We start from the raw sequence: 20,077 nt of genomic DNA, 5'->3' as shown, positions 1-20,077 counted from the left end.
GTGCCGTCACCACGGTGAGGCGACGCTCAGCACCTCGCTCGCGTTCACCGGCGGACTGCAGTAGTGGCCCTGGATGACGTCGCAGCCGTGGTCCGCGAGCATCATCGCCGTGGCCGCGTTCTCCACTCCTTCTGCCACACAGGTCATTCCGAGGCGGTGGGTGAGATCGATGATCGCGCGCACGATTGCCTCGGCGCGTTCGTCGGTGAGCATTGGGGCGATGAAGTGGCGGTCGAGCTTCAGTTCGTCGATGGGAAGCTCACGCAGATAGCTCAAAGCCGAATAGCCGCTGCCGAAGTCGTCGATGGAGATGCGGATCTGCCAGTCCCGCAGCATCTCGAGGACCCTGCCGGCCCGTTTGACGTTGCCGAGCAGGAAGTCCTCGGTGATCTCGACGGTCAGGCAGTCCGTCGACAGCCCCCCGTCGGTGACGATCCGGACGATGCGATTCGGCAACTCCAGGTCACCGAGCGTCGGCGGGAAGAGGTTGATGGCGAACGGGACGTCGGTGCCCTCGGCGCGCCATGCGATGGCATCGCGCACGGCGCGCTCGACCACCGCCTCGGTCAACGCTCCCATCAGACCGTTCTGCCGGGCCAGCGGCAGGAATTCGTCGGGCAGCATGAGCCCGCGCTCAGGGTGGTCCCACCGCACCAGTGCCTCCACGCCCGCCATGCGGCCCGAGGGGACGGCGAACTTGGGTTGGTAGACCAGGCTCAGCTCGGCGTGATCGATCGCGCGTCGGAGTTGGGCGAACAACTGCAGGCCGGCCGACCCACTACGGCGTGGCGTCACGTCGCGGTCGCGCGGCGGATCCACCTCGCGAAGATCGATGCGGTGCATGTCCGCGGTGAACGCGGCGACGCCACCGTGTTCGCTGCGTTTGGCTGCGTACATCGCCAGATCGGCCTGCTTGAGCAGTGCCTCGGCGGACGTGGCGGGTTCGTCAGGGCTCTGACCGGTCGACAGGCCGACGCTGGGCCGCATGAACACCTCTTGCCCCTCGACGGAGAAGGGTTGGTCGAAGGCATCGAAGATCCGGTGCGCCAGGACGATCGGTGGCTCGGAACAGTCCTCGAGCAGAACGGCGAACTCGTCGCCGCCCACCCGCGCGACGGTGTCGCCCTCACCGACGCAACCGACGATTCGGACGGCCACGGACTTCAGCAGCGCATCGCCGGCCGGGTGGCCCAGCGAATCGTTGACGAGCTTGAAGTCGTCGAGATCGATGGTCAGCACGGCGAGGTGGCGACCGTCCCGGATCCGTAGCGCCACCGCATGATCGAGGCGATCTCGGAAGAGGGCGCGATTGGCCAGCCCGGTCAGGGGATCGCGCAACGCCTGATCCGCCACGGTCACCAGAAGGCGCCGGTTCTCCTCGGCGATGATGAGTTGACGGGCCACCACGGCGGATACGACTACCAGTCCGGCGATCATCAGTGTCGGCGATCCGTCGTCATTGGCGCCCAACGCGACCGCCAGCGGCAACGGAACGTACGGCAGCCACAGCGCCGTCTGGGACCCAGGCCGGGCGGGCCCGAAGTCGATGTCGGCCGAACGCAACCCCATCATCGCCGCAACGGCGAGCAACAGCAGGCCCGCTACCCAGCCTGCGTCGACCAGGGCACCGCTGGTGTAGGAACCGTTGGCATTGAGCAGGACGAACAGGCTGTCGGACACCGCCATGACCGCCATCGCGAGCGTGAACACGACGACCAGACCGCGCTGCCCCGAGCGTGCCCGGGTGAGCATCAGCAACGCCACGCTCAGCAGCACGATGTCGGTGATCGGATATGCGACCGAGACTGCGAACGCGAACCAATCCTCCCTGCCCAGCCGGAACACCTCGTCGAGCCCGGTGGTCCACATGATGACGAACAGCGACCCGGCGATGATGACCCCGTCGAGAAGCGGACGCGTCTGAGACTGTCCGAGGGTGCCGATGGGCAGCAGGAGCAGCGCAAGGCAGGCGGCGACGGGGAACACCAGATAGCCGGCATCCGACAGCGATGGGAACGGGGCGGTGCCAACGCCCTGCACCAACTCGGTGTACGCCCACACGGCGTCGCCGAAGAACCAGCCGGCCAGCGCGATGGTCAGCGCGCCCCATGCCCGCCGCTGCCGACCACGGCTCGCCCGTGTCGTGAGCGCCGCGCACCCCGCCGCGAAGCCGCCCGCGAGCAGGGAGCCGAGGTCGCTGACTGCGAGCACCGTGTCCGGGCCGCCCCATCCGCCGATGAGCCAGGCGGCGAAGACGGCGAAGCAGACGCCGAGCACACCGCATACGAGGGTGAACCTCGACCGCGGCATGTAGTCCCCCAACTCCTCGCGCACGCGGCGCCCGAGGTGGCTGGACGGGTCGCCGACTAGGAGACTACGGCGTCACGACGGAGTCGACGCCACGATCAGGGGACTGCAGGCTCCGCATCGTTGCGGGGCGGCGCGGGCCACGGGGAGGGTCGTGGTCTGGAGCGGACGATCTTCGGCCACCAGAACCAGCGCCCGAGCAGTGCCGCGATGGACGGCATCATCAGGGACCGGACCACCAGGGTGTCGAAGAGCAGTCCGAGTCCGATGGTGGTGCCGACCTGCCCGATGACCGTGAGCGAGCTGACGGCCATCGACATCATCGTGAACGCGAACACCAGGCCTGCCGACGTGACGACCGAGCCGGTGCCACCCATGGACCGGATCATGCCGGTGTGCAGACCGGCGTGGATCTCCTCCTTGAACCGTGCCACCAGCAGCAGGTTGTAGTCGGCGCCGACCGCCAACAGGATGATGAGCGACATCGGCAGAACCATCCAGTGCAGCTCGATGCCGATCAGGTGCTGCCAGATGAGCACCGACATTCCGAGCGACGCCCCTAGCGAGATCGCGACGGTGGCCACGATGACCGCAGACGCCACGACCGCACGGGTGATGATCAGCATGATGATGAAGATCAGCGCCAGGGCGGCGATCCCCGCGATGACGAGGTCGTAGTTCGCGCCGTCGGACATGTCCTTGAACGTCGCCGCGCTACCGGCCAGGTAGACCTTCGATCCTTCGAACGGCGTGCCCTTGATCGCCTCCTTGGCGGCCAGCTTGATCGCGTCGATGCGGGCGATGCCCTCGGGCGTCAGCGGGTCGCCCTCGTGGGACACGATGAAGCGCACGGACTTTCCGTCAGGCGAGATGAAGTTCTTCATGCCGCGCTTGAAGTCGGCGTTGTCGAAGATCTCCGGCGGTAGATAGAACGAGTCGTCATTGCGCGCGGCGTCGAACGCCTCGCCCATCGCGGTGGCGTTCTCCGACCCCTCGGCCTGCTGATCCTGCATGCCCTTCTGGGTGGCGTACTGCGTGAGCATCATGGTCTTCATCGACTTCATAGTCGAGATCTGCTCCGGCATCAGGGCCACCAGTTGCGGCATCAGCGCGTCCAGTTTCTCCAGTTCCGGTACCAGCAACTGGATGTCGTCGCTCATCGTATTGATGCCGTCGAGGGTGTCGAAGACCGAGCGGATCGACCAGCAGACCGGGATGTCGTAGCAGTGCGGTTCCCAGTAGAAGTAGTTGCGGATGGGCCGGAAGAAGTCGTCGAAGTTGGCGATGTTGTCGCGCAGTTCGGCGATGTCGACGGTCATGTCCTTGGTCTTGGCGACCATTTCGTGTGTGACGTCGGCCATTTGGGCGGTCAGGGCCGACATCTTCTCGAGCGTGCCGATCGTCTTGTCCATGTCGGCGGCCTGTTTGAGCATGTCGGCCGAGCGGTCGGCGTTGTACTTCTCGTTGAGCGTCTGCGTCGTGCTCTGCATGCTGATTTGAAACGGAATCGTGGAGTGCTCGAGTGGCTTGCCCTCGGGGCGGGTGATCGCCTGCACCTGGCCGACGCCCTGCACCTTCACCACGGCCTTGGCGATCTTGTCGATCACCAGGAAGTCGGCGGAGTTGCGCAGGTCCCGGTCCGTTTCGACCAGCAGCAGTTCGGGATTCATGCGGGCGGGGGAGAAATGCCGTTCGGCGGCCGCGTAGCCCGCGTTGGCCGGCATGTCCGCGGGCAGGTAGTTGCGGTCGTTGTAGTTGGTCCGGTACCCCGGCAGCACCAGCAGGCCGATGAGGGCGAGCGCGACGGTGGCGACGAGGATCGGGCCGGGCCACCGCGTGACCGCTGCGCCGACCTTGCGCCACCCGCGGGTGCGCAGGGCGCGCTTCGGTTCGAGAGTCTTGCCGAATCGGCTGGCCACGGCGACGACTGCCGGGCCGATGGTGAGCGCGGTCAGCACGCAGGTCACCATGCCGATGGCCAGCGGGATGCCCATGGTGTTGAAGTACGGCAGGTTCGTGAAGTGCAGGCAGAACGTCGCGCCGGCAATGGTCAGACCCGACCCGAGCACCACGTGGGCGGTGCCGTGAAACATGGTGTAGTAGGCCTGTTCCCGGTCTTCGCCCATCCCTCGGGCCTCCTGATATCGCCCGATCAGGAAGATGGCGTAGTCGGTCGCGGCCGCGATTGCCAGCGTTACGAGCAGGTTGGTCGCGAACGTGGACAGGCCGATGACGTCGTGGAATCCGAGGAAGGCGACCACGCCTCGGGTTGCGGTCAGCGAGAGCACCACCATGGCGAGCGTGATCAGCACGGTGACGATCGACCGGTAGACCAGTAGCAGCATCACGATGATGACCGTGAACGTGACGGCCTCGATGAGGCGCATGCTCTGGTCGCCCGCGGTGGTCTGATCGGCGGCCAGCGCGCCCGCCCCGGTGACGTAGGCCGTGATGCCAGGTGGCGCGGGAACACCGGCGACGATGTCTTGTACCGCCTCGACCGATTCGTTGGCCAGCGTCTCGCCCTGATTGCCGCGCAGGTAGATCTGTACGTAGGCGGACTTGCCGTCGGAACTCTGCGATCCCGATGCCGTGAGGGGATCGCTCCACATGTCCTGCACGTGCTCGACGTGCCGGTCGTCGGCCACGAGCTTGGCGACGATCTGGTCGTAGTACTGGTGTGCCGAGTCGCCCAGCGGCTCTTGGCCTTCCAGCACGACCATGGCCGAGCTGTTCGAATCGAACTCCCCGAAGACCTGCCCGACCCGCTTCATCGCGATCATCGAGGGTGCCGACTCCGGTGTCATCGACACCGACCGCATCTTGCCGACCTCTTCGAGTTGGGGCACCACGACGTTGAGGACCGCGATGATCGCGATCCAACCCAGGATGATCGGGACGGCCAGTGTCCGAATGATCCGTGGGATGAACGGCCGCGCCGGGTGGCCGGACGTCGGGGTGGCGCGTGTCATCGTTCACCGTTCGTCGCGTGGAATCGGCGTGGCCGATCGGAGCCGGCGCGGCGGTCGGGGGCGGCTCGGCTTTTTAAATAGTACGGCTAAACACATCGCGCGCAAGCTCGTACTCGATGATGCCGAGCACATGGGCAGCCGGTATGTGACCGCGGTTACAGCTCAACGCGCACACCGGTTTACGCAGGTGCGGCGGGACTACGCCGGCGCAGGTGCCTCGTCTTCGGCCGTGAGTGGACGGGCGATCGACTCGAGGCTCTGCCCCTCCGCATCCACGCCGAGGAACACCTCGACCAGGCCCGCGATGACCATCAACGCCCCGCCGAGGAAGTAACCCGGGGCGATGCCGGTGATGTCGCCGCTTCCGGATGCGTTCTCGATGAGCACGCCGAACAGCAACGGTCCGGTGATGCCGCCGACGGCGGTGCCGATGGCGTAGAAGAACGCGATGCACAGCGCTCGCGTCTCCATCGGAAAGATCTCGCTGACGGTCAGGTACGCCGAGCTGGCGCCTGCGGAGGCGAAGAAGAAGATGATTGCGCCGCACAGCGTGAGGGTGACCGCCGTCAGCGAGCCGAGGAAGAGCCCGACGACGGCGAGCAGGAGACCGGACACGATGTAGGTGCCCGCGATCATGCGCACCCGGCCGACGGTGTCGAAGAGCGGGCTGAGCGCCAGCGCGCCGATGAAGTTGCTCGCCGCGAAGATCGCGATGTAGTAACCGGTTTGCTCGATGCCGAAGAACGTGGACAACGTGTCGCCGTAGGTGAAGTAGAAGGCGTTGTAGAGGAACGCCTGGCCGACGAACAGGGCGAAGCACAGAATCGTCCGTCGTGGATACATCGTGAACACCGTCTTGGCGATGAGGCCGATGCCGATCGTCTTGCGCTGGCGGATGGTGATGGACTCCGTCGCCTCCGGCAGTGGACGGCCCGTCTCGTCGACGATGGCGTCCTCGATGCCCCGGACGATGTCCTCGCCCTCGTCCTGCCGGCCGTGGATGAACAACCATCGCGGACTCTCCGGCACGTGACGGCGCACGATCAGCACGCCGATGCCGAGGATCGCGCCGAGCCCGAATGCCACCCGCCAGCCCCATTCGGCATCGATGACCGTCGGGTCCAGCAGCGGAATCGTCAGCAGCGCACCGCCCGCCGCGCCGATCCAGAACGAGCCGTTGATCACGACGTCGATGCGGCCGCGGTACTCGGCGGGGATCAACTCGTCGATGGCGGAGTTGATCGCCGCATATTCACCACCGATGCCGGCACCGGTGAGGAAGCGCGCGGCGAAGTACCACATCGGGTTCATCGAGAAGGCAGTCAGCACCGTCGCGAAGATGTACACGCCGAGGGTGATCAGGAACAGCTTCTTGCGGCCGAAGCGGTCGGTCAGCTGTCCGAAGAACAGCGCGCCCACGCACGCACCCGCGACGTACACCGCACCGGCCAGCCCGATCTGGGAACTGCTCAGACCGAGCCCGGTGTCGGAGGACTTGAGGGCGTCGGACATCGAGCCGACGATCGTGACTTCCAGTCCGTCGAGGATCCACACGGTGCCCAGACCGATGACGACGAGCCAGTGGAACCTCGACCACGGCAACCGGTCCATGCGCGCGGGAATGTCGGTCTCGATCCGACCGAGTTCGACTCCAGAAGCCATGCCGACCTCCCAAGGTGTGGCGTCTGCCGCCGGGGATGCCACGCCCGGTCGTGATTCAAACCACACCTGGGTCCGCAACCCTGACCCGCCAAGTCGCTGCCAAGTCCATCGCAAGTGGACGAGGGCACCGTGGGCGGCGTCACCATCCGCCACCCCGACCAGGAGCCACGCCATGAACACCGATCCCGCCACCACCGATCCCGCCACCGCCGAGTCCGCCGACACCCCGAACGTCCTCGGCATGCAGATCGCGCACAGGGTGATGCTGCGCGACCTCGACCGAACCATCGGCGTCACCATGGCGATGGCCGACGGGGGCGTCGACATCACCCGTCGCCGTGTCCGAGCCGTGGTGCGCTACCTCGAGTCGATGGTCGACTCCATCCACCACCATCACCGTGCCGAGGACGACATCCTGTGGCCGGTCATCGAACTGCGAGCCGGTGCGCACGTCGACCTCACCGCGCTCACCGAAGACCACGAAGCGCTCGTCCCGAAACTCGACGGGCTCGCCGAGACGGTTCGGAAGTTCGGGGCCTCGCCATCGCGGCGCAGCGCAGCCGTCGTGGCCGGCCGTCTGGTCGACGTGCGGAACACGTTGGCCGAGCACATCGCCGAGGAAGAGCGCGACACCCTTCCGGTCATCCGGCGCTACCTGTCGGTCTCCGACTGGCAAGACGTCGAGACCCGAATTCGCAGGGGAGCCAACATGTCGTTCGAGCTGCCGCGAATCGCGGCGGCCGTGTCCGCCGACGAACTCAGCGCACTGAAGCGCGACGCCGGACCGGTGATCGGCGTCATGCTGTTCCTACTCACGCCGCGGTACCGCCGGATGGAGAAGGCGATCTGGGGGTGACGCCGACGCGGTCGAGGTCAGCCGCCAGGCGCACCCGCACCGTCTCGGCGTCGCCGCGGTGGCGTTCGGCGTCACTCGCTCGACCGAGCGCATCGGCGAGCAGGGCCAGGGCGTCGTCGACGATCCCGAACGCGACCGACCCCGAGTCGATGCCGGCCACGCGGCCGGCCCAGGGGGCGAGTTCGGCGTAGGCCTTCGCACACTCCTTGAGGTCGCCGACCGCTACGGCGGCGCGCGCATACAGCGCCATCCGCGCAAGCCAATAGTAGTTGCGGCGCACCGGCGTTCGCGTCGCCCAGCGCGAACGGGCCTCGTCCACACGGCCCGCGGCCATCAGCGCGAGCACGAACACCTCGTTCATCGCGTCGGGGTGTACGTCGTGCAGTGCGGTCATCGCATCGGTCAGGCTCGCCATCTCGTCACGATGAAAGGCGAGGACGACCTCGAACACCACCGCGATCTCGGCGGCGCTGGCCATCCCGGTCGCGGCGAGCCGTTGGGCGGCCTGGCGGTAGCGCGTGGCGGCGTCGTCGTAGCGGCCGGCGAGTACGCACAGCACGGCCTGGTAGATCTCGACCACCTGGACGAGCGCGGCGAGCTGACCGATCGTGGACTTCTCGACGGCGAGGTCCGCCTGGTGGATGGCCGCGGTCAGGTCGGTGCGCGCGGACGCACACAGGAAGAGGAACCAGTGCGCCAGCGCCTCGTAGCCGAGCAGGTCGTTCTCGCGCGCCACGCAGAGCAGTTCGCCGACGAGGTCATCGCGTTCATCGGCGCGGTCGGGGCCCAGGGACAGGTAGGCGGCAGCGTTGAGCGCGGCGCACGTCGCGGTGGCGTCACCGGTGCTGCGCGCCACCGCCACTGCCTCGTCGGCCAGTGCGAAGGCCTCGCTCAGGTCACCGCCGGCTGCCTCGTTCTCGATCTCGAAGATCAAGGCCACCAGCAGCCAGACCCGGGTCACCGGGTCGGCCTTCGGATGCTCTGCCAGCGCGCGGCGAAGCGGCTGTTCGACGTCGGTGTCGTCGGTGCCGAAACCGCGCACCGTCCACGAGATGGGGGCGCGGTAGGCAGTGAGGGCGGCGAGCAGGAGGTCGTCGTCGCCGGACTCCGCGGCCAGCGCCACTGCGCGCGAACGGGCGGGACGTGCCCGCGCCGCGGCGCCCGACTGCGCTGCCGCACGCGTGAGTTCGACGAGCATCCGCACCGTGTCCCCGACGGAAACGGCGCCCGCTGCGAGGTCGGCCGTCCGAACCGCCGACTCCGCCAGGTGCATGGCTTCGCCGGGCGCATTGAGTTCCATCGCCTGCGAGGCGGCCCGCGCGGCGAGGGCTGCGGCATCGGCCGCCGTGGCGGGGGTCGCCGCGGCGAGTGCGTGATGGGCCAGCGCCGCGACGTCGGGGTCGGGTGCAGTGCGCAGTTCTCGCAATGCCGCTGCGTGCCAACGGGCCCGGCGCAGCCGCGGGGTGTCGTCGTAGAGCGTGTCGCGGACGAGTGCGTGCGTGAACCTGACGCGAGTGGGATCCGGCTCGTCGAGTAGGCCGGCGAGGACGGCGGCCTCGAGCCCGTCGAGCACCTCGTCCTCGTCGCGCTGCGCGATGCGGATCAGCAGGTCGACGTCGGCCTCCCGGCCGAGCACGGCAGCCTGCTGCAGAACCGTGCGCGCCGGGCCCGGCAACCGAGTCAATCTGCGGCGCAGGACGTCTGCGACCCCCGCCGGTACCGCGGTGGCGGCAGCGGATCGACCCTCCGAGGACATTAGGCGGGCGAACTCGGTGACGAACAGTGGATTGCCGCCGGTGCGCGCGGTCAGCGTGTCCACGACGTCGCGATCGTGCTCGAAGCCCGGCGCGTGTTCACCGATGAGCGCGAGCACTCCATCGCGGCTCAGACCGCCGAGTTCGATGCGCTCGACGGTGACGGCCGCCAACGCTGCCCACGTGGCCGCCAGGTCGGGTCCTGACTCGGCGCTGCGGTGGGCGCCGAGGACGAGTATCGGATGGTCGGCGAGGTCGAGGGCCAGCGTGCGCAGCAGCTGCAGTGTCGCTCCGTCGGCGCGGTGCAGGTCGTCGAGGACCACGAGCAGTGGGGCATCGGCGGTCACGTCTCGCAACCGGTCACCGACGGCGGCTGCCAGCTCGAACGCCGATCCGATCGCGGGCGCCGATCGGCCAAGGGAACTGAAGACTTCCGACCATGCCCAGGCCGGGGGAGCCCCATCCACCTCGGGACACCGGCCACGGGCAACCGACCAGCCGGATGCCCGAAGACGTTGAGCCGCAACCTCGGTGAGCGTCGTCTTGCCCACGCCGGCGTCGGCGCCGATCCAGACCGTGCGCAGGCCGTCGGCCGCCACCGTTCGGGCGGCGGCGTCGATCCGGGCCAGCTCGGCAGACCGCCCGAGCGCTGTGGCGCGAGTCCGGGCTCCCGTCGCAGGCGGGTTCGCCGCCGTCGGCGCGACCGAGGCGCGAGGCGTCACCATCGTCGGCGCGAGCAGCGCATCGGCGTGCGCCAGGATGTCGGCCTCTAGCGCTCGGAGCGCTGGGCCGGGGTCGACCCCCAACTCGTCGGCCAGGCGAGCACGCGCGGCGCGCAACTGCGCCAGGGCGTCACGTTGACGGCCGGCGCGGTACAGGGCGATTGCGAGTAGCCGGACCGCCTCTTCGCGGAGCGGATCGGCGGCGAGGTGCCGTTCGAGTTCGGGGATGAGCGTGGCATGCCAGCCGAGGTCCATGCCGATGGCGGCGTACTGCTCGAGAACGGTGGCTCGCAGGTCGGCGAGGCGCGTCGACTCCGTTGCCGCCCAAGCGGCGTCGGTGAACTCGGGAAGCACCGGCGCCGCGGAGCAGTTCAGCGCCTCGCGCAGCAGGCGGGCACGAGCCGTCGGGTCGCCGATGGCTGCGGCCTGACGCAGCAGCGCCTCGAACCGCCAGGTGTCGACCGCGTCGACGGGCAGGCGCAGGGCATACCCCGGCGGCGCACTCACCAGAGTTCGCGCAGGTGCCCGGCGTTCACGCCTCGGCTCCAGCGCCCGGCGGAGATGGGACACGTGAACTTGGAGTCCGCCCAACGCCTTCGGTGGCGGCTCGCCTGCCCAGATGTCGTCGATGAGTCGATCGGTCGAGACCACCTCGCCACCGGCCAGCGCGAGGCGGGCCAGGACGGCACGTGGCTGCGGGCCCCTCAGATCGACCGGGCGGTGATCGACGTGCACGGTCAGAGGCCCGAACAAGGTGATCCGGATCGCGCTCATTGCCGACACAGGATAAGCAGTCAGGCCGCCCGGCGGGCGCCAGGCCGGACGCGCGTGGGCAGCCGCTACCCGACGTGTATCAGCGAGGCCGCTTCGACTGCGACGTCACCGGCGAGCACGAAGGCCGTACACCGGCAGCGCTCGTACACATGGTCACTGCGATCGTCGTCGTCGATGCAGCAGTGACATCCGTGGCATGGGCCTGACAGACCATGCTCGGGGTGCCGGTGTCCGCACTCGCACCGTGAGGCGAGTTCGGCGTCCAACATCGCATTCGCGGCGTCCAGCGAACTCTGCTTCGCCTCGAGCGCGTACTTGGACCCCTTGTTCCGCATGGGCAGGAACGTTACCCAAGCCGCCGACCGGCGTCCATCCGAATCAGGGAAATAGTTTGTTTTGCTGATGTGACATTTCCGACAGCTTGTTGCAGGCAGGAATTGCTATCGGAGAAGAAAGCCACTTAACCAAAGATGAACTGCTATGCAACTTCGCGCAGACGACGGGGCTTCGCCCGGCACGCCGAGAAGCGCAGACTGACCGTGGTGCCGTCATCGCGTCCGTCAATGGAGACGTCATCGGCCAGTGCGTTCATCAATACGATGCCCCGACCACGCAGTGCCGCGGCGGTGCGCGACTCGGGTGCCGTCCACGCGCCATAGTCTCGGACGCAGACCACGACGGTCGCGTCCTCGCGCCGGTGGGTCACCTCGATTGCCATCGTCCCCAAATCACCGTGCTCACGGTATGCGTGATCGGCGCAGTTGGAGAGCGCCTCGTCGGTCGCGAGGAGGATGTCGGAACGACGTTCGGCGGTCACGGTGATCGTCTCGTCGATCCACTCGTCCACGGCATTGCGGAACTCCGCGACGGTCTCGGCATCGGCGTTGCCCCGACGGGCGAGGCCTGCGCCGACCGGGCGTTCAATCGTTGACGAAGACATGATGAGGTTTGGTTACCCAAACGAACGGAGTTGTATCCCCCGTCGAACAGGTGTGACCAAATCGGACCGTTCCAGTGCCCGATGCTCCTAGTGCCCGATGCCATCGACGGCCTGCTGCAACGTCGGGTACAGCGCCACGATCTGATCGACACCCGTGATGCGGATCGGCCTGCTCGTAGCGGGCCCATCGGCGACCACGGCCACCTGGGTGGTCGGGGGCGCGGACCGGTGCGCACTGACGAGTACTTCGAGACCCACCGACGCGAAGAAGTCGACGTCGGTGAGATCGATCAGCAACGCCCGAGGTGCCTCGGCCAGGGCGGCCTCGACGTGCTCGCGGAATGCGGGTGCGGACAAGAGGTCGACCACCCCGCGTACGTCGAGGACGCGGGCTCCATCGACGTCCAGAATGGTCAGTTCGATACCGCGCGGTTGCGCAGAGTTCACGTCGCCACCTTGCTGCCAATCAGCTGTCATGGTTCCGAAGAACCGAGAGAACCTGGCGGGCGGCGTTCTGCACCCTCAAGCCTGAATCATGCCATCTGACTCCGACCCCGTCGCCGGTGCGGGTTGCTCAGGCGGACCCGTCGTCGGCAGACGGCGCCTCGACGAGAAGCGACATGCCGTGGTGCGGGGGCATCTCCACGGCGAAGCTGTGCAGGTCGTCCACCGTTGCCAGCGGCTTGCCGGTGAACATGTCCGACACCAGGCCACCGGCGGGGATCTCGTCCGATCGAACGGTGCCCGCGACCTCTTCGTTGGCGAAGTTCAGCACGGTGAGCTGATAGCGACCCTCGTCGGCGAGCTGGTGCACCAGCACCAGCATCCCGCGATGCGACACCTCGGGAATGTCGATCTGACGGCTCGTCGCGATGCCGTAGTGCGAGCGGACCCGCAGGATGGCCTGCAGTTGGCGCAAGAAGCTGGCGTCGTCTTCGAGCTGCTCGGGAATCGAGCCGTACAGGCTCCTGCCTCGCGGCATGCCCGCACTCGACTGGGTGGCGGTCGGGTTGACCCCCATCAGGTCGTGTGCCGCCCGGTGAATCCACCGGGTATCGCCGCCGCGCAGCAGCTCTGCCACGTCACTCGCGGGCAGCGTGAGCATCCCGCACAGGTCCCACCCCGACAGGGCGAAGACGCCCGGTTGCAATGCGTTGAACATCGCCAGCAGTAGGTGAGCCCGGCGGATGCGATCGATGTCGGAGATCTCGTCGAGGTCGGTGATGCCCAGGGTCGCCGCGATGACCGTCGCGGTGGTGCATGCGATGCCGTTGGTGGTGAAGACCAGGTTGTAAGGGCCGTTCTCGCCGGTCAGACGAGTGGCGAGATCGGACCGGACGGTCTCGCCGAGGGCCTCGCCGGTGATCTCCTCGCCCTTGTACGTGTAGATGTCGTCGCGGTGACCGGTCGACCAGTGCACGAGTTCGTAGGTCAGTTCGTCGTGGTTCTGCAGCGCATGCACCAGCGAGGCCGGGTCCACGTTCAGCTCGAGCGTCGTGCGCAGCGTCAACCGGAGGAACTCGGTGTCCGCGGTCGCCAAGGCGTGCTGGTAGGCGGGGCGATTGACGAAGTCATAGGACAGGTCCGCCCCGGCCTCGCCGATCTCGCGGATGTCGTCGATCGTCAGGTTGAGTTCCTGGAAGGTGAACCCGCCGACCTTGCGCACCATACTGGCGATCAGGTGGTTCGCGGCCTCGGACAGCGGATGCCCCTCCGACCAACCCACGCCGTCCTCGGCAGCGGTCTTCTCCGCGCCCAGGAAGCCGTTGGCGTCCAGGCGCAGTCCGCCGGTGCCCAGGTCCGTCAGCGAGTGCAGTGCGTCACCGATGACCAGCCGCATGCCCGCGAAGGAAGGGTCGAGCCAGTTGATCGACGGCTGACCGTCCTTGAAGTAGTGCAGGTACACCCAGCGGCGTTCGACGCCGTCGACGCCGACCACGGGACGGGTCACGCTCCAGTTGGTCTCCTTGACGCCCTCGGCGTAGAAGATCACCCGCTGCAGCCGCCCGATGATGTAGCCGGCCTTGTCGAGCCACTCCTCGGTGGCGGCGTCGATGTTGACCGAGTCGACACCGGGCGGGACGTCGGGCAGGTGCTCCCAGTCCCGGGGGTCGATGTCGACCATGTGATAGATGCCGGGGTAGTCGGCGTACTTCAGTTCGGCAAGCCGGAAGTCGGCGCCCTTGCCCGTGTGGCCGGGCACGATGTCGTCGATGATGGTGCCGCCGTACCAGTTGGCGGTGCCGCACATCTTGCGGAACTCGTCCTCGGTGCCGAACGCCGGATCGATCTGCGTGCTGATCCGGTCGAAGTGACCGTCGACGCTGGGCGTCGTCTCCCAGCCGGAGATGCCGCCAGCCCGCTTCACAGGACCGGTGTGGATGGCCTCGATCCCGATGTCGGAGAACGCCTGCCACATGTCCTCGTCGGCCATGGCGTGGAGGAACGATTCGTTCGGGCGCGTGATCAGCGACAGCGGGTAGGCGGTGAACCACACCGAGGCGGTCTCCACGGCGCCACGCGGACTGGGATTCGCATACGGGTTCTGCCACATCGAGCCCTGGCCGGAGAACTGCTGGCTGATCTCGTTCGCATCCGCCAGCATCGACTGGCTCAGCAGCCAGGAGACGTAGGCCTTATTGTCACCCGTCGCCGGACCGTCCTGCGTGACGGATCGGCGGGTGAAGGGAGCCTTGACGCGGGGCCGGTACCGCAGCGCGCGCGGACGCGCAGGGTGGAGGTACTCGTCGAAGGTGACTTCACTCGGCTCGTTGCCCTGGTCTTCGGTGCCCTGGTCTTCGGTGATGTGATCCTCGGTGCCTTGATCGTCGTGTTCCGACTCGGCCGCCTGAGACATGTATGCCCTTCACGAAGTAGTTGGCTGCCCGGACCGATGATCGATCAGTCCTCCGGACTGGTGTCCGTCGCAGTATTGCCAGCTTGGCGCGCTGTTGAAACAGTCAGCCGCGGCCGAGCTTCTCCTTGACCAGCTCGGTGACGTATTCGCCCGTCGAGACCGGTTGAAACCCACGGGCTGCGTCGGTCAACGCGTCCCGGGCGGCGGGGGTGAGTTCCACGTCGGCCGCCGCGACGTTGAACTCCAGTTGCTCGACGCTCGAGGCGCCGGGGATGGCGACGACGCCCGGCAGGCTGATCAGCCAGGCGAGCGCCACCTGCGCCGGTTTGGCGTCGACGTCGGCGGCCACGTCGCGGAGCGTGTCCAGCAGCGGCTCGACGCGACGCAAGTTCTCGGTCCCGAACAGGGGATTGAGGGCGCGCACACCGCCGGGCCGGTTGTCCGGCCCGTACTTACCGCCGAGCAGTCCCTGGGCGAGCGGGCTGTAGGCAATGACCATCCGATTCTCCCGTTCGGCGAACGGGACGAGGTCGTCCAAGGCGCCGGGATGCGCCAGCGAGAAGTGCACCTGATTGCTGATCACCGGCCGGCCCAGTGCGGCATCGGCCTTCTGCCAGCGCGCCAGCGAGTAGTTCGAGACGCCCACCGCGCCGATGACGCCGTCGTCGAGCAGATCGCGCATCCCCGGCATGATCACCGAATCGGGCACCAACGGATTCGATTGATGAATCTGGTAGAGCGGGATGCGCGTCAGCTGCAATCTCTTGGCACTGGCCCTGGCGCGCTGCTTCACGATGGCCGGGATAGGTGCGACGGGCATGATCTTGCTGGCCACGGCGACCTCAGCGCGCTCGTCGCCGAGGGCATCGCCAAGGATGCGCTCGCTCTTGCCGAGGCCGTAGACCTCGGCGGTGTCGAAGAGGGTCACGCCGAGCGCGCGGGCGCGCGTCACGATGTCGCGTGCGGCGCCGGTGGCGTACTGGTCGCCGTAGCCCCATTCGCGCGAGCCGAACTGCCAGGTGCCAAGACCGATACGGCTGACCCGACCCACTCCGTCGAACTCGAGAAACTTCACGGGGTCAACCGTAGTGACCCGCGGGCAATCGTGACGGACGGGCGGGTCGCACGGTCACAGCCCGGCCCGCTCGAGCGCTTCGTCGAATTCCTCCGCCGCCACCTTGGCGCCCTTGCCGTCGGCCAGTGCCCGGGAGTAGGCGGCCACGGCCTCGTCGCCGGAGCGGGCGAACTTCGCGTCCCACACCTCGCTGCCGGACCTCCAATACCCGGTCACGTCGAGCTGATCCACCGTCCAGCCCAGTCCGCGAAAGTGCTTCCGCACCGCACGGGATTCGGCGGCCTCGCCACCGAACCAGCAGTACCCCGCCCCGTCTGGGTGCGGCCACGTGCGGACCAGCTCGGCGAGGCGGCTGGGACCCCGTCCGTTACCCGTGCCGACGGTCGGTATCACTGTGACGCCGGGACGGACGGGTAGATAGTCCAGATCGTCGTCGTCGAGCACCTCGACCAGCGCGGTGACCGACGCTCCGGCGGGCAGTTGCTCGACGATGCGTGCCGCGGCGGGCAGCCCGGACAGGTCGGCCACCAGCAGTTGCCAGTCGGCGACACCGGGCTGATACCAGGAGCGAGCGTGATCGAGGCCCACCGTCGCGCCGACCGTCGTCGTGGCGGCCCACGTCGAGCCGATCCCGTGGCAGTGCACGAGGACGTCGAGGTCGATCCGCTCCCTCGCCCCGTCGACGAGATGGCGGCGCACCGTGTAGTTACGGCCGGGGTTGGGCGACATGGGGTCGGACCGATCGGGATCGAACGGGGCCGGGTCGAAGTACACCCCAACGGCCGCATCGCCCTCGGGTCGCAGGCGCAGCGCGGCGGGATCGCCGACCTCGAGTGTGATGCGCCGGATCCTCGAGGTCACCTGAGCGACCGCGACGACGATGGCAAGGGTGTAGGTCATCGGGGGCGAGGCTACGCGGGCCCCGGTAACTAACACCTCCGCTAATTCGCCAGGTACCTTCGCAGCGTGCGCTCGGACTCCGGACTCGCGTTGGCGAGAATCACTCCATGGACGGCACGTTACCGGGGTCGCAGTGGCCAGCGGGCCCGACGATCGTCACCCCGGTCGACGGGCGCCGGCGAAGTCTCCCGGGATAGCCTCGTCGCCATGTTGGTGACGGCATGAACCCGCTTGCGTCGGCACTGGCCGACCGGCTGCGCACCAGCGACAACCACCTCGTCGTCCTCACCGAGGGTGTGTGGCAACACCATCCGTGGCCGGAGGTGCTTGAGCGCGCCGAGAACGTGGCCGAGCGTCTGCTCGACGCCGACGTCGACGCGGTGGGTCTGGTCGGTGAACCCACGGTGGAGTTCATCGCGGCGATATTCGGGGCGTTCCTCGCCGACGCGGCGGTGTCGATCCTGCCGGGCCCGATCCGCGGGGCCGACGCCGCCCAGTGGGCCCAGTCGACTCTGGCGCGATTCGACGGCATCGGCGTGCGGCGGGTGCTGAGCAACGGCACGCACTTCGACGGTCTCGCCGCAGCAGGCGGGCCGCTACCCGTCGACGCATTGACCGACGTCGCGTCCACGTCGCGCAGCACCGCGTTCGTCGCGCCGAGTGGCCCGGCTGCCACCGCAATCCTGCAAGGCACCGCCGGATCCACGGGAACCCCTCGGACGGTGCGACTCTCGCCGGAGGCGGTGCTGGCCAACCTCGACGGGCTCAACGCGCGCATCGGCGTGACCCCGGCCGACGTCGGGTGTTCGTGGCTCCCGCTCTACCACGACATGGGCCTCAGTTTCCTGCTGTCGGGCGCGCTCGGCGGTACCGACGTGTGGCAGGCCCCCACGGCGGCGTTCCAAGCGTCGCCGTTCCGGTGGCTCACCTGGCTGACCGAGAGCCGCGGGACCATCACGGCGGCGCCGAACATGGCCTACGGCCTGATCGGGAAGTACTCACGACGGGTGACCGACGTGGATCTGAGCCCGCTGCGCTTCGCCCTCAACGGTGGCGAACCCGTCGACGTGGAGCTCACCCAACGGTTCGCCGCCGAGATGGCCCGGTTCGGGTTCTCCGAGGGCGCCCTGTCGCCATCCTACGGCTTGGCCGAATCAACCTGTGCCGTAACGGTACCCGTACCCGGCGTCGGCATGCGGGTCGACGAGACGCCGATTCGGACGGCCGACGGCGGCACCTCGTCGCGGCGGCACGCCGTGCTGGGCGAGGCGATACCGGGGATGTCGGTGCGGATCGAACCCCGAGAGGGCATCGGGGCCGAACACCACGACCGCGAGATCGGCGACATCCTCATCCGCGGCTCGTCGATGATGAGCGGCTACGTCGGACAAACGCCTCGCGACCCCGAGTCCTGGTTCCCCACCGGCGATCTGGGCTACTTCACCGACGGCGGCCTCGTCGTGTGCGGCCGCGCCAAGGAGATCATCACCGTGGCCGGGCGCAACGTCTTCCCCGCCGAGGTCGAGCGGGTGGCGGCCACGGTTCCCGGGGTTCGCGAGGGTGCGGTGGTCGCGGTCGGCATCGGCGAACGGTCGATTCGACCCGGGCTCGCCGTCGTGGCCGAGTTTCGCGGACCCGACGAGGCCGGCGCACGGGCCGACCTCATGCGTCTGGTGGCGTCCGTTTGTGGCGTCATGCCAGCCGATGTCACGTTCGTCCGGCCCGGCTCGCTACCGCGCACGTCGTCGGGCAAGCTGCGCCGACTCGAGGTGCGGCGCGACCTGGAGGACGGCCGGCGCTGACGTCAGCCGGCCGGCGGGGGTGGCGGCGGCGGAAGGATCAGCCCGGGAGGCGGCGGCGGTGTGCCGTCGCCAGGGGCGGGCGGCAGGTTCTGCACGAGTCCCGGTGAGATGACGGTCCCCGGCGGCGGCGCGGTGCCCGGCAGCGGTTGGCCCAGTTGCTCCTTGGGCATCTGGCCGAGGAACCCGCCCTTGAGCCGTCCGTCGCGGTACAGGTCGATGTAGCGTCCGAGCCACTCGCGCTTGCCCACGTCGGCGTTCTCCTGGCCCGGGGCCACGTCGAACTGCTGGCCCTGACCGGGTGCGGCCGGAACTTCGTTCTGCGGCAGGCCGTATGCGTTGTTGAAGACGTTGAGGTTGGGCACGACGCCCGGCCCTGCGCCGGGCGGCAGCGGCGTGGGGTTCAGGCCCAGCACGCTGCTGCGGTCCAGCCCCGCCATCGCCGGTGCGCCGAGCCCGCCGGGTACGCCGGGCTGACCGGTCTGGCCCAGCACGCCCAAGCCGTTGGTCAACGGTTGACCGAGCACGGGAACGGTGGGCCCCGGTGGTGGGGGAGGAACCCCCGGGCCCGGGGGTGGCGGCGCGGCCGAGTCGACCGGTGCCGGGGGAGGTAGCGGTACCGGTTCGGCGACGGCGGTCGCCGGGAAGACGACCGCCGCGCCGACCAGTGCGGCGCCGACGGCGACACCGACGGCCCTACGCGGAGTCAGGGCCCCGATGTCGTTGCGTGACGCCATGATTGCCTAGACCGACTTCGTCACGCCGTAGTAGGCGACGATGTCATCGGTGTCGGTGGTCGAGCTGGTGAGCGTCGCGTAGGACCGCAGGAACGACTGACCAACGCACCCGTCGACCTTGATGTGAGTGTCCTTGATGGTGACGCGCACCGGAGCGGCCTTGTAGGACTTCTTGTTGACGGCGACCTGCTGCACCGTGCCGGGCTTGGCGTGGATCTCGATGGTGCCCGAGACCGGGAACGACAGCGCCGGCGCGAAGACGGGACCGCCGGCGGGAAAGCTCAAGCCGCCGAGGCCGATGCCGGCCTGACCGATCAGGCGGACCTGGCCGAGTTCGATGCCGCAGCCGATCTGGTAGCCGCTCTCCATGTTGCCGCCGCTGAGCGTGGTGCTGCCCTCGCCGGTGACGGTGCCGGTGAAGGTGCCGCCGACGAGGTATTCACGGGACGACACCGCGGTGGTGAGTGGCGCGATCGGGAGCTGGGTCTCGTTGGAGGCGGTGACGGTGAGCGTCCAGCCGTCGGGCGTGGTGACGACTCCGGGAGGGGCCGAGGCGACGACACCGGTGTCCGGCGGGGGGCCCGGGTTGCCCACCGGGTCGACGGGGGGCTCGGCGAATGCGAGCGGGGACGAGACGGCGAAGGGGATGGCGACGAGCGTGGCGGCCACCGTGGCAAAGCGATTCATTGTGCTCTTTCGTTCTCGGTGAGGTGAGTCGGACG

13 protein-coding genes are annotated in these 20,077 nt (G+C 68.2%); 2 read left to right on the top strand and 11 right to left on the bottom strand.

The genetic code is table 11. The features are described from left to right. Positions 1-6 precede the first annotated feature (6 nt). From G6N61_RS10125 to G6N61_RS10115, 3 genes are all read right to left on the bottom strand, one after another. Positions 7-2,310, bottom strand: coding sequence for a putative bifunctional diguanylate cyclase/phosphodiesterase (locus G6N61_RS10125; protein WP_163918404.1), 2,304 nt, complete (start codon positions 2,308-2,310; stop codon positions 7-9). A gap of 95 nt (positions 2,311-2,405) precedes the next feature. Further along, entirely contained in the window at positions 2,406-5,279 is a 2,874-nt protein-coding gene (locus G6N61_RS10120; RefSeq protein ID WP_163918403.1) for an MMPL/RND family transporter, read from the bottom strand. Positions 5,280-5,477: 198 nt separating this feature from the next. Further along, a complete protein-coding gene (locus G6N61_RS10115; RefSeq protein WP_163918402.1) occupies positions 5,478-6,941 on the bottom strand; it encodes an MFS transporter in 1,464 nt (487 codons plus the stop codon). Positions 6,942-7,113: 172 nt separating this feature from the next. Between G6N61_RS10115 and G6N61_RS10110 the strand changes: the two genes are divergently transcribed. Further along, complete coding sequence (locus G6N61_RS10110; protein WP_163918401.1) at positions 7,114-7,797, top strand: hemerythrin domain-containing protein; 684 nt, start codon at positions 7,114-7,116, stop codon at positions 7,795-7,797. On the opposite strand, the gene G6N61_RS10105 is transcribed toward G6N61_RS10110, so the two are convergent. The 6 genes from G6N61_RS10105 to G6N61_RS10080 all read right to left on the bottom strand — a co-directional run bounded on the left by G6N61_RS10105 (position 7,754) and on the right by G6N61_RS10080 (position 16,819). Beyond that, positions 7,754-11,047, bottom strand: coding sequence for an ATP-binding protein (locus tag G6N61_RS10105; RefSeq protein WP_163918400.1), 3,294 nt, complete (start codon positions 11,045-11,047; stop codon positions 7,754-7,756). The two genes, G6N61_RS10110 and G6N61_RS10105, sit on opposite strands and share 44 nt — an antisense overlap. A 478-nt stretch (positions 11,048-11,525) precedes the next feature. After that, the gene (locus G6N61_RS10100) at positions 11,526-11,987 is read right to left on the bottom strand and encodes an ATP-binding protein (protein ID WP_163918399.1); all 462 of its coding nucleotides are present in this window, start codon (positions 11,985-11,987) and stop codon (positions 11,526-11,528) included. A gap of 87 nt (positions 11,988-12,074) precedes the next feature. Beyond that, a complete protein-coding gene (locus G6N61_RS10095) occupies positions 12,075-12,434 on the bottom strand; it encodes an STAS domain-containing protein (RefSeq protein WP_235887472.1) in 360 nt (119 codons plus the stop codon). A 127-nt stretch (positions 12,435-12,561) separates the two neighbouring features. Then, positions 12,562-14,844 carry a maltose alpha-D-glucosyltransferase gene (gene treS / locus G6N61_RS10090; protein ID WP_163918397.1) on the bottom strand — a complete coding sequence of 761 codons (2,283 nt, stop codon included), beginning with the start codon at positions 14,842-14,844 and terminating at the stop codon, positions 12,562-12,564. A 103-nt stretch (positions 14,845-14,947) separates the two neighbouring features. Beyond that, positions 14,948-15,919 (bottom strand): aldo/keto reductase, encoded by a 972-nt coding sequence (locus G6N61_RS10085; protein WP_163918396.1) that lies wholly within the window; start codon positions 15,917-15,919, stop codon positions 14,948-14,950. Between the two features lie 54 nt (positions 15,920-15,973). Further along, positions 15,974-16,819: a siderophore-interacting protein gene (locus G6N61_RS10080; protein ID WP_163918395.1), complete on the bottom strand. Its 846-nt coding sequence runs from the start codon at positions 16,817-16,819 to the stop codon at positions 15,974-15,976. Between the two features lie 221 nt (positions 16,820-17,040). On the opposite strand from G6N61_RS10080, the gene mbtM reads away from it, so the two are divergent. After that, positions 17,041-18,621: a long-chain-fatty acid--ACP ligase MbtM gene (gene mbtM, locus G6N61_RS10075; RefSeq protein ID WP_163918394.1), complete on the top strand. Its 1,581-nt coding sequence runs from the start codon at positions 17,041-17,043 to the stop codon at positions 18,619-18,621. Between the two features lie 2 nt (positions 18,622-18,623). Here the strand turns inward: mbtM and G6N61_RS10070 are convergent, their stop codons facing one another. Then, a complete protein-coding gene (locus G6N61_RS10070) occupies positions 18,624-19,355 on the bottom strand; it encodes a hypothetical protein (protein WP_163918393.1) in 732 nt (243 codons plus the stop codon). Between the two features lie 6 nt (positions 19,356-19,361). Then, positions 19,362-20,042, bottom strand: a complete 681-nt coding sequence (locus tag G6N61_RS10065; RefSeq protein ID WP_163918392.1) for an MspA family porin — start codon at positions 20,040-20,042, stop codon at positions 19,362-19,364. Positions 20,043-20,077: the final 35 nt, after the last annotated feature.

This window comes from Mycolicibacterium arabiense (assembly GCF_010731815.2).
Classification (GTDB): Bacteria; Actinomycetota; Actinomycetes; order Mycobacteriales; family Mycobacteriaceae; genus Mycobacterium; species Mycobacterium arabiense.
This window is presented reverse-complemented; position numbering and strand designations above follow the sequence as displayed.

Excerpts from the sequence above, each read along its gene's own strand:
- G6N61_RS10125 (WP_163918404.1), bottom strand. The coding sequence starts at position 2,310 with ATGCCGCGGTCGAGGTTCACCCTCGTATGCGGTGTGCTCGGCGTCTGC.
- G6N61_RS10120 (WP_163918403.1), bottom strand. The coding sequence starts at position 5,279 with ATGACACGCGCCACCCCGACGTCCGGCCACCCGGCGCGGCCGTTCATC.
- G6N61_RS10115 (WP_163918402.1), bottom strand. The coding sequence starts at position 6,941 with ATGGCTTCTGGAGTCGAACTCGGTCGGATCGAGACCGACATTCCCGCG.
- G6N61_RS10110 (WP_163918401.1), top strand. The coding sequence starts at position 7,114 with ATGAACACCGATCCCGCCACCACCGATCCCGCCACCGCCGAGTCCGCC.
- G6N61_RS10105 (WP_163918400.1), bottom strand. The coding sequence starts at position 11,047 with ATGAGCGCGATCCGGATCACCTTGTTCGGGCCTCTGACCGTGCACGTC.
- G6N61_RS10100 (WP_163918399.1), bottom strand. The coding sequence starts at position 11,987 with ATGTCTTCGTCAACGATTGAACGCCCGGTCGGCGCAGGCCTCGCCCGT.
- treS (WP_163918397.1), bottom strand. The coding sequence starts at position 14,844 with ATGTCTCAGGCGGCCGAGTCGGAACACGACGATCAAGGCACCGAGGAT.
- G6N61_RS10080 (WP_163918395.1), bottom strand. The coding sequence starts at position 16,819 with ATGACCTACACCCTTGCCATCGTCGTCGCGGTCGCTCAGGTGACCTCG.
- mbtM (WP_163918394.1), top strand. The coding sequence starts at position 17,041 with ATGAACCCGCTTGCGTCGGCACTGGCCGACCGGCTGCGCACCAGCGAC.
- G6N61_RS10070 (WP_163918393.1), bottom strand. The coding sequence starts at position 19,355 with ATGGCGTCACGCAACGACATCGGGGCCCTGACTCCGCGTAGGGCCGTC.
- G6N61_RS10065 (WP_163918392.1), bottom strand. The coding sequence starts at position 20,042 with ATGAATCGCTTTGCCACGGTGGCCGCCACGCTCGTCGCCATCCCCTTC.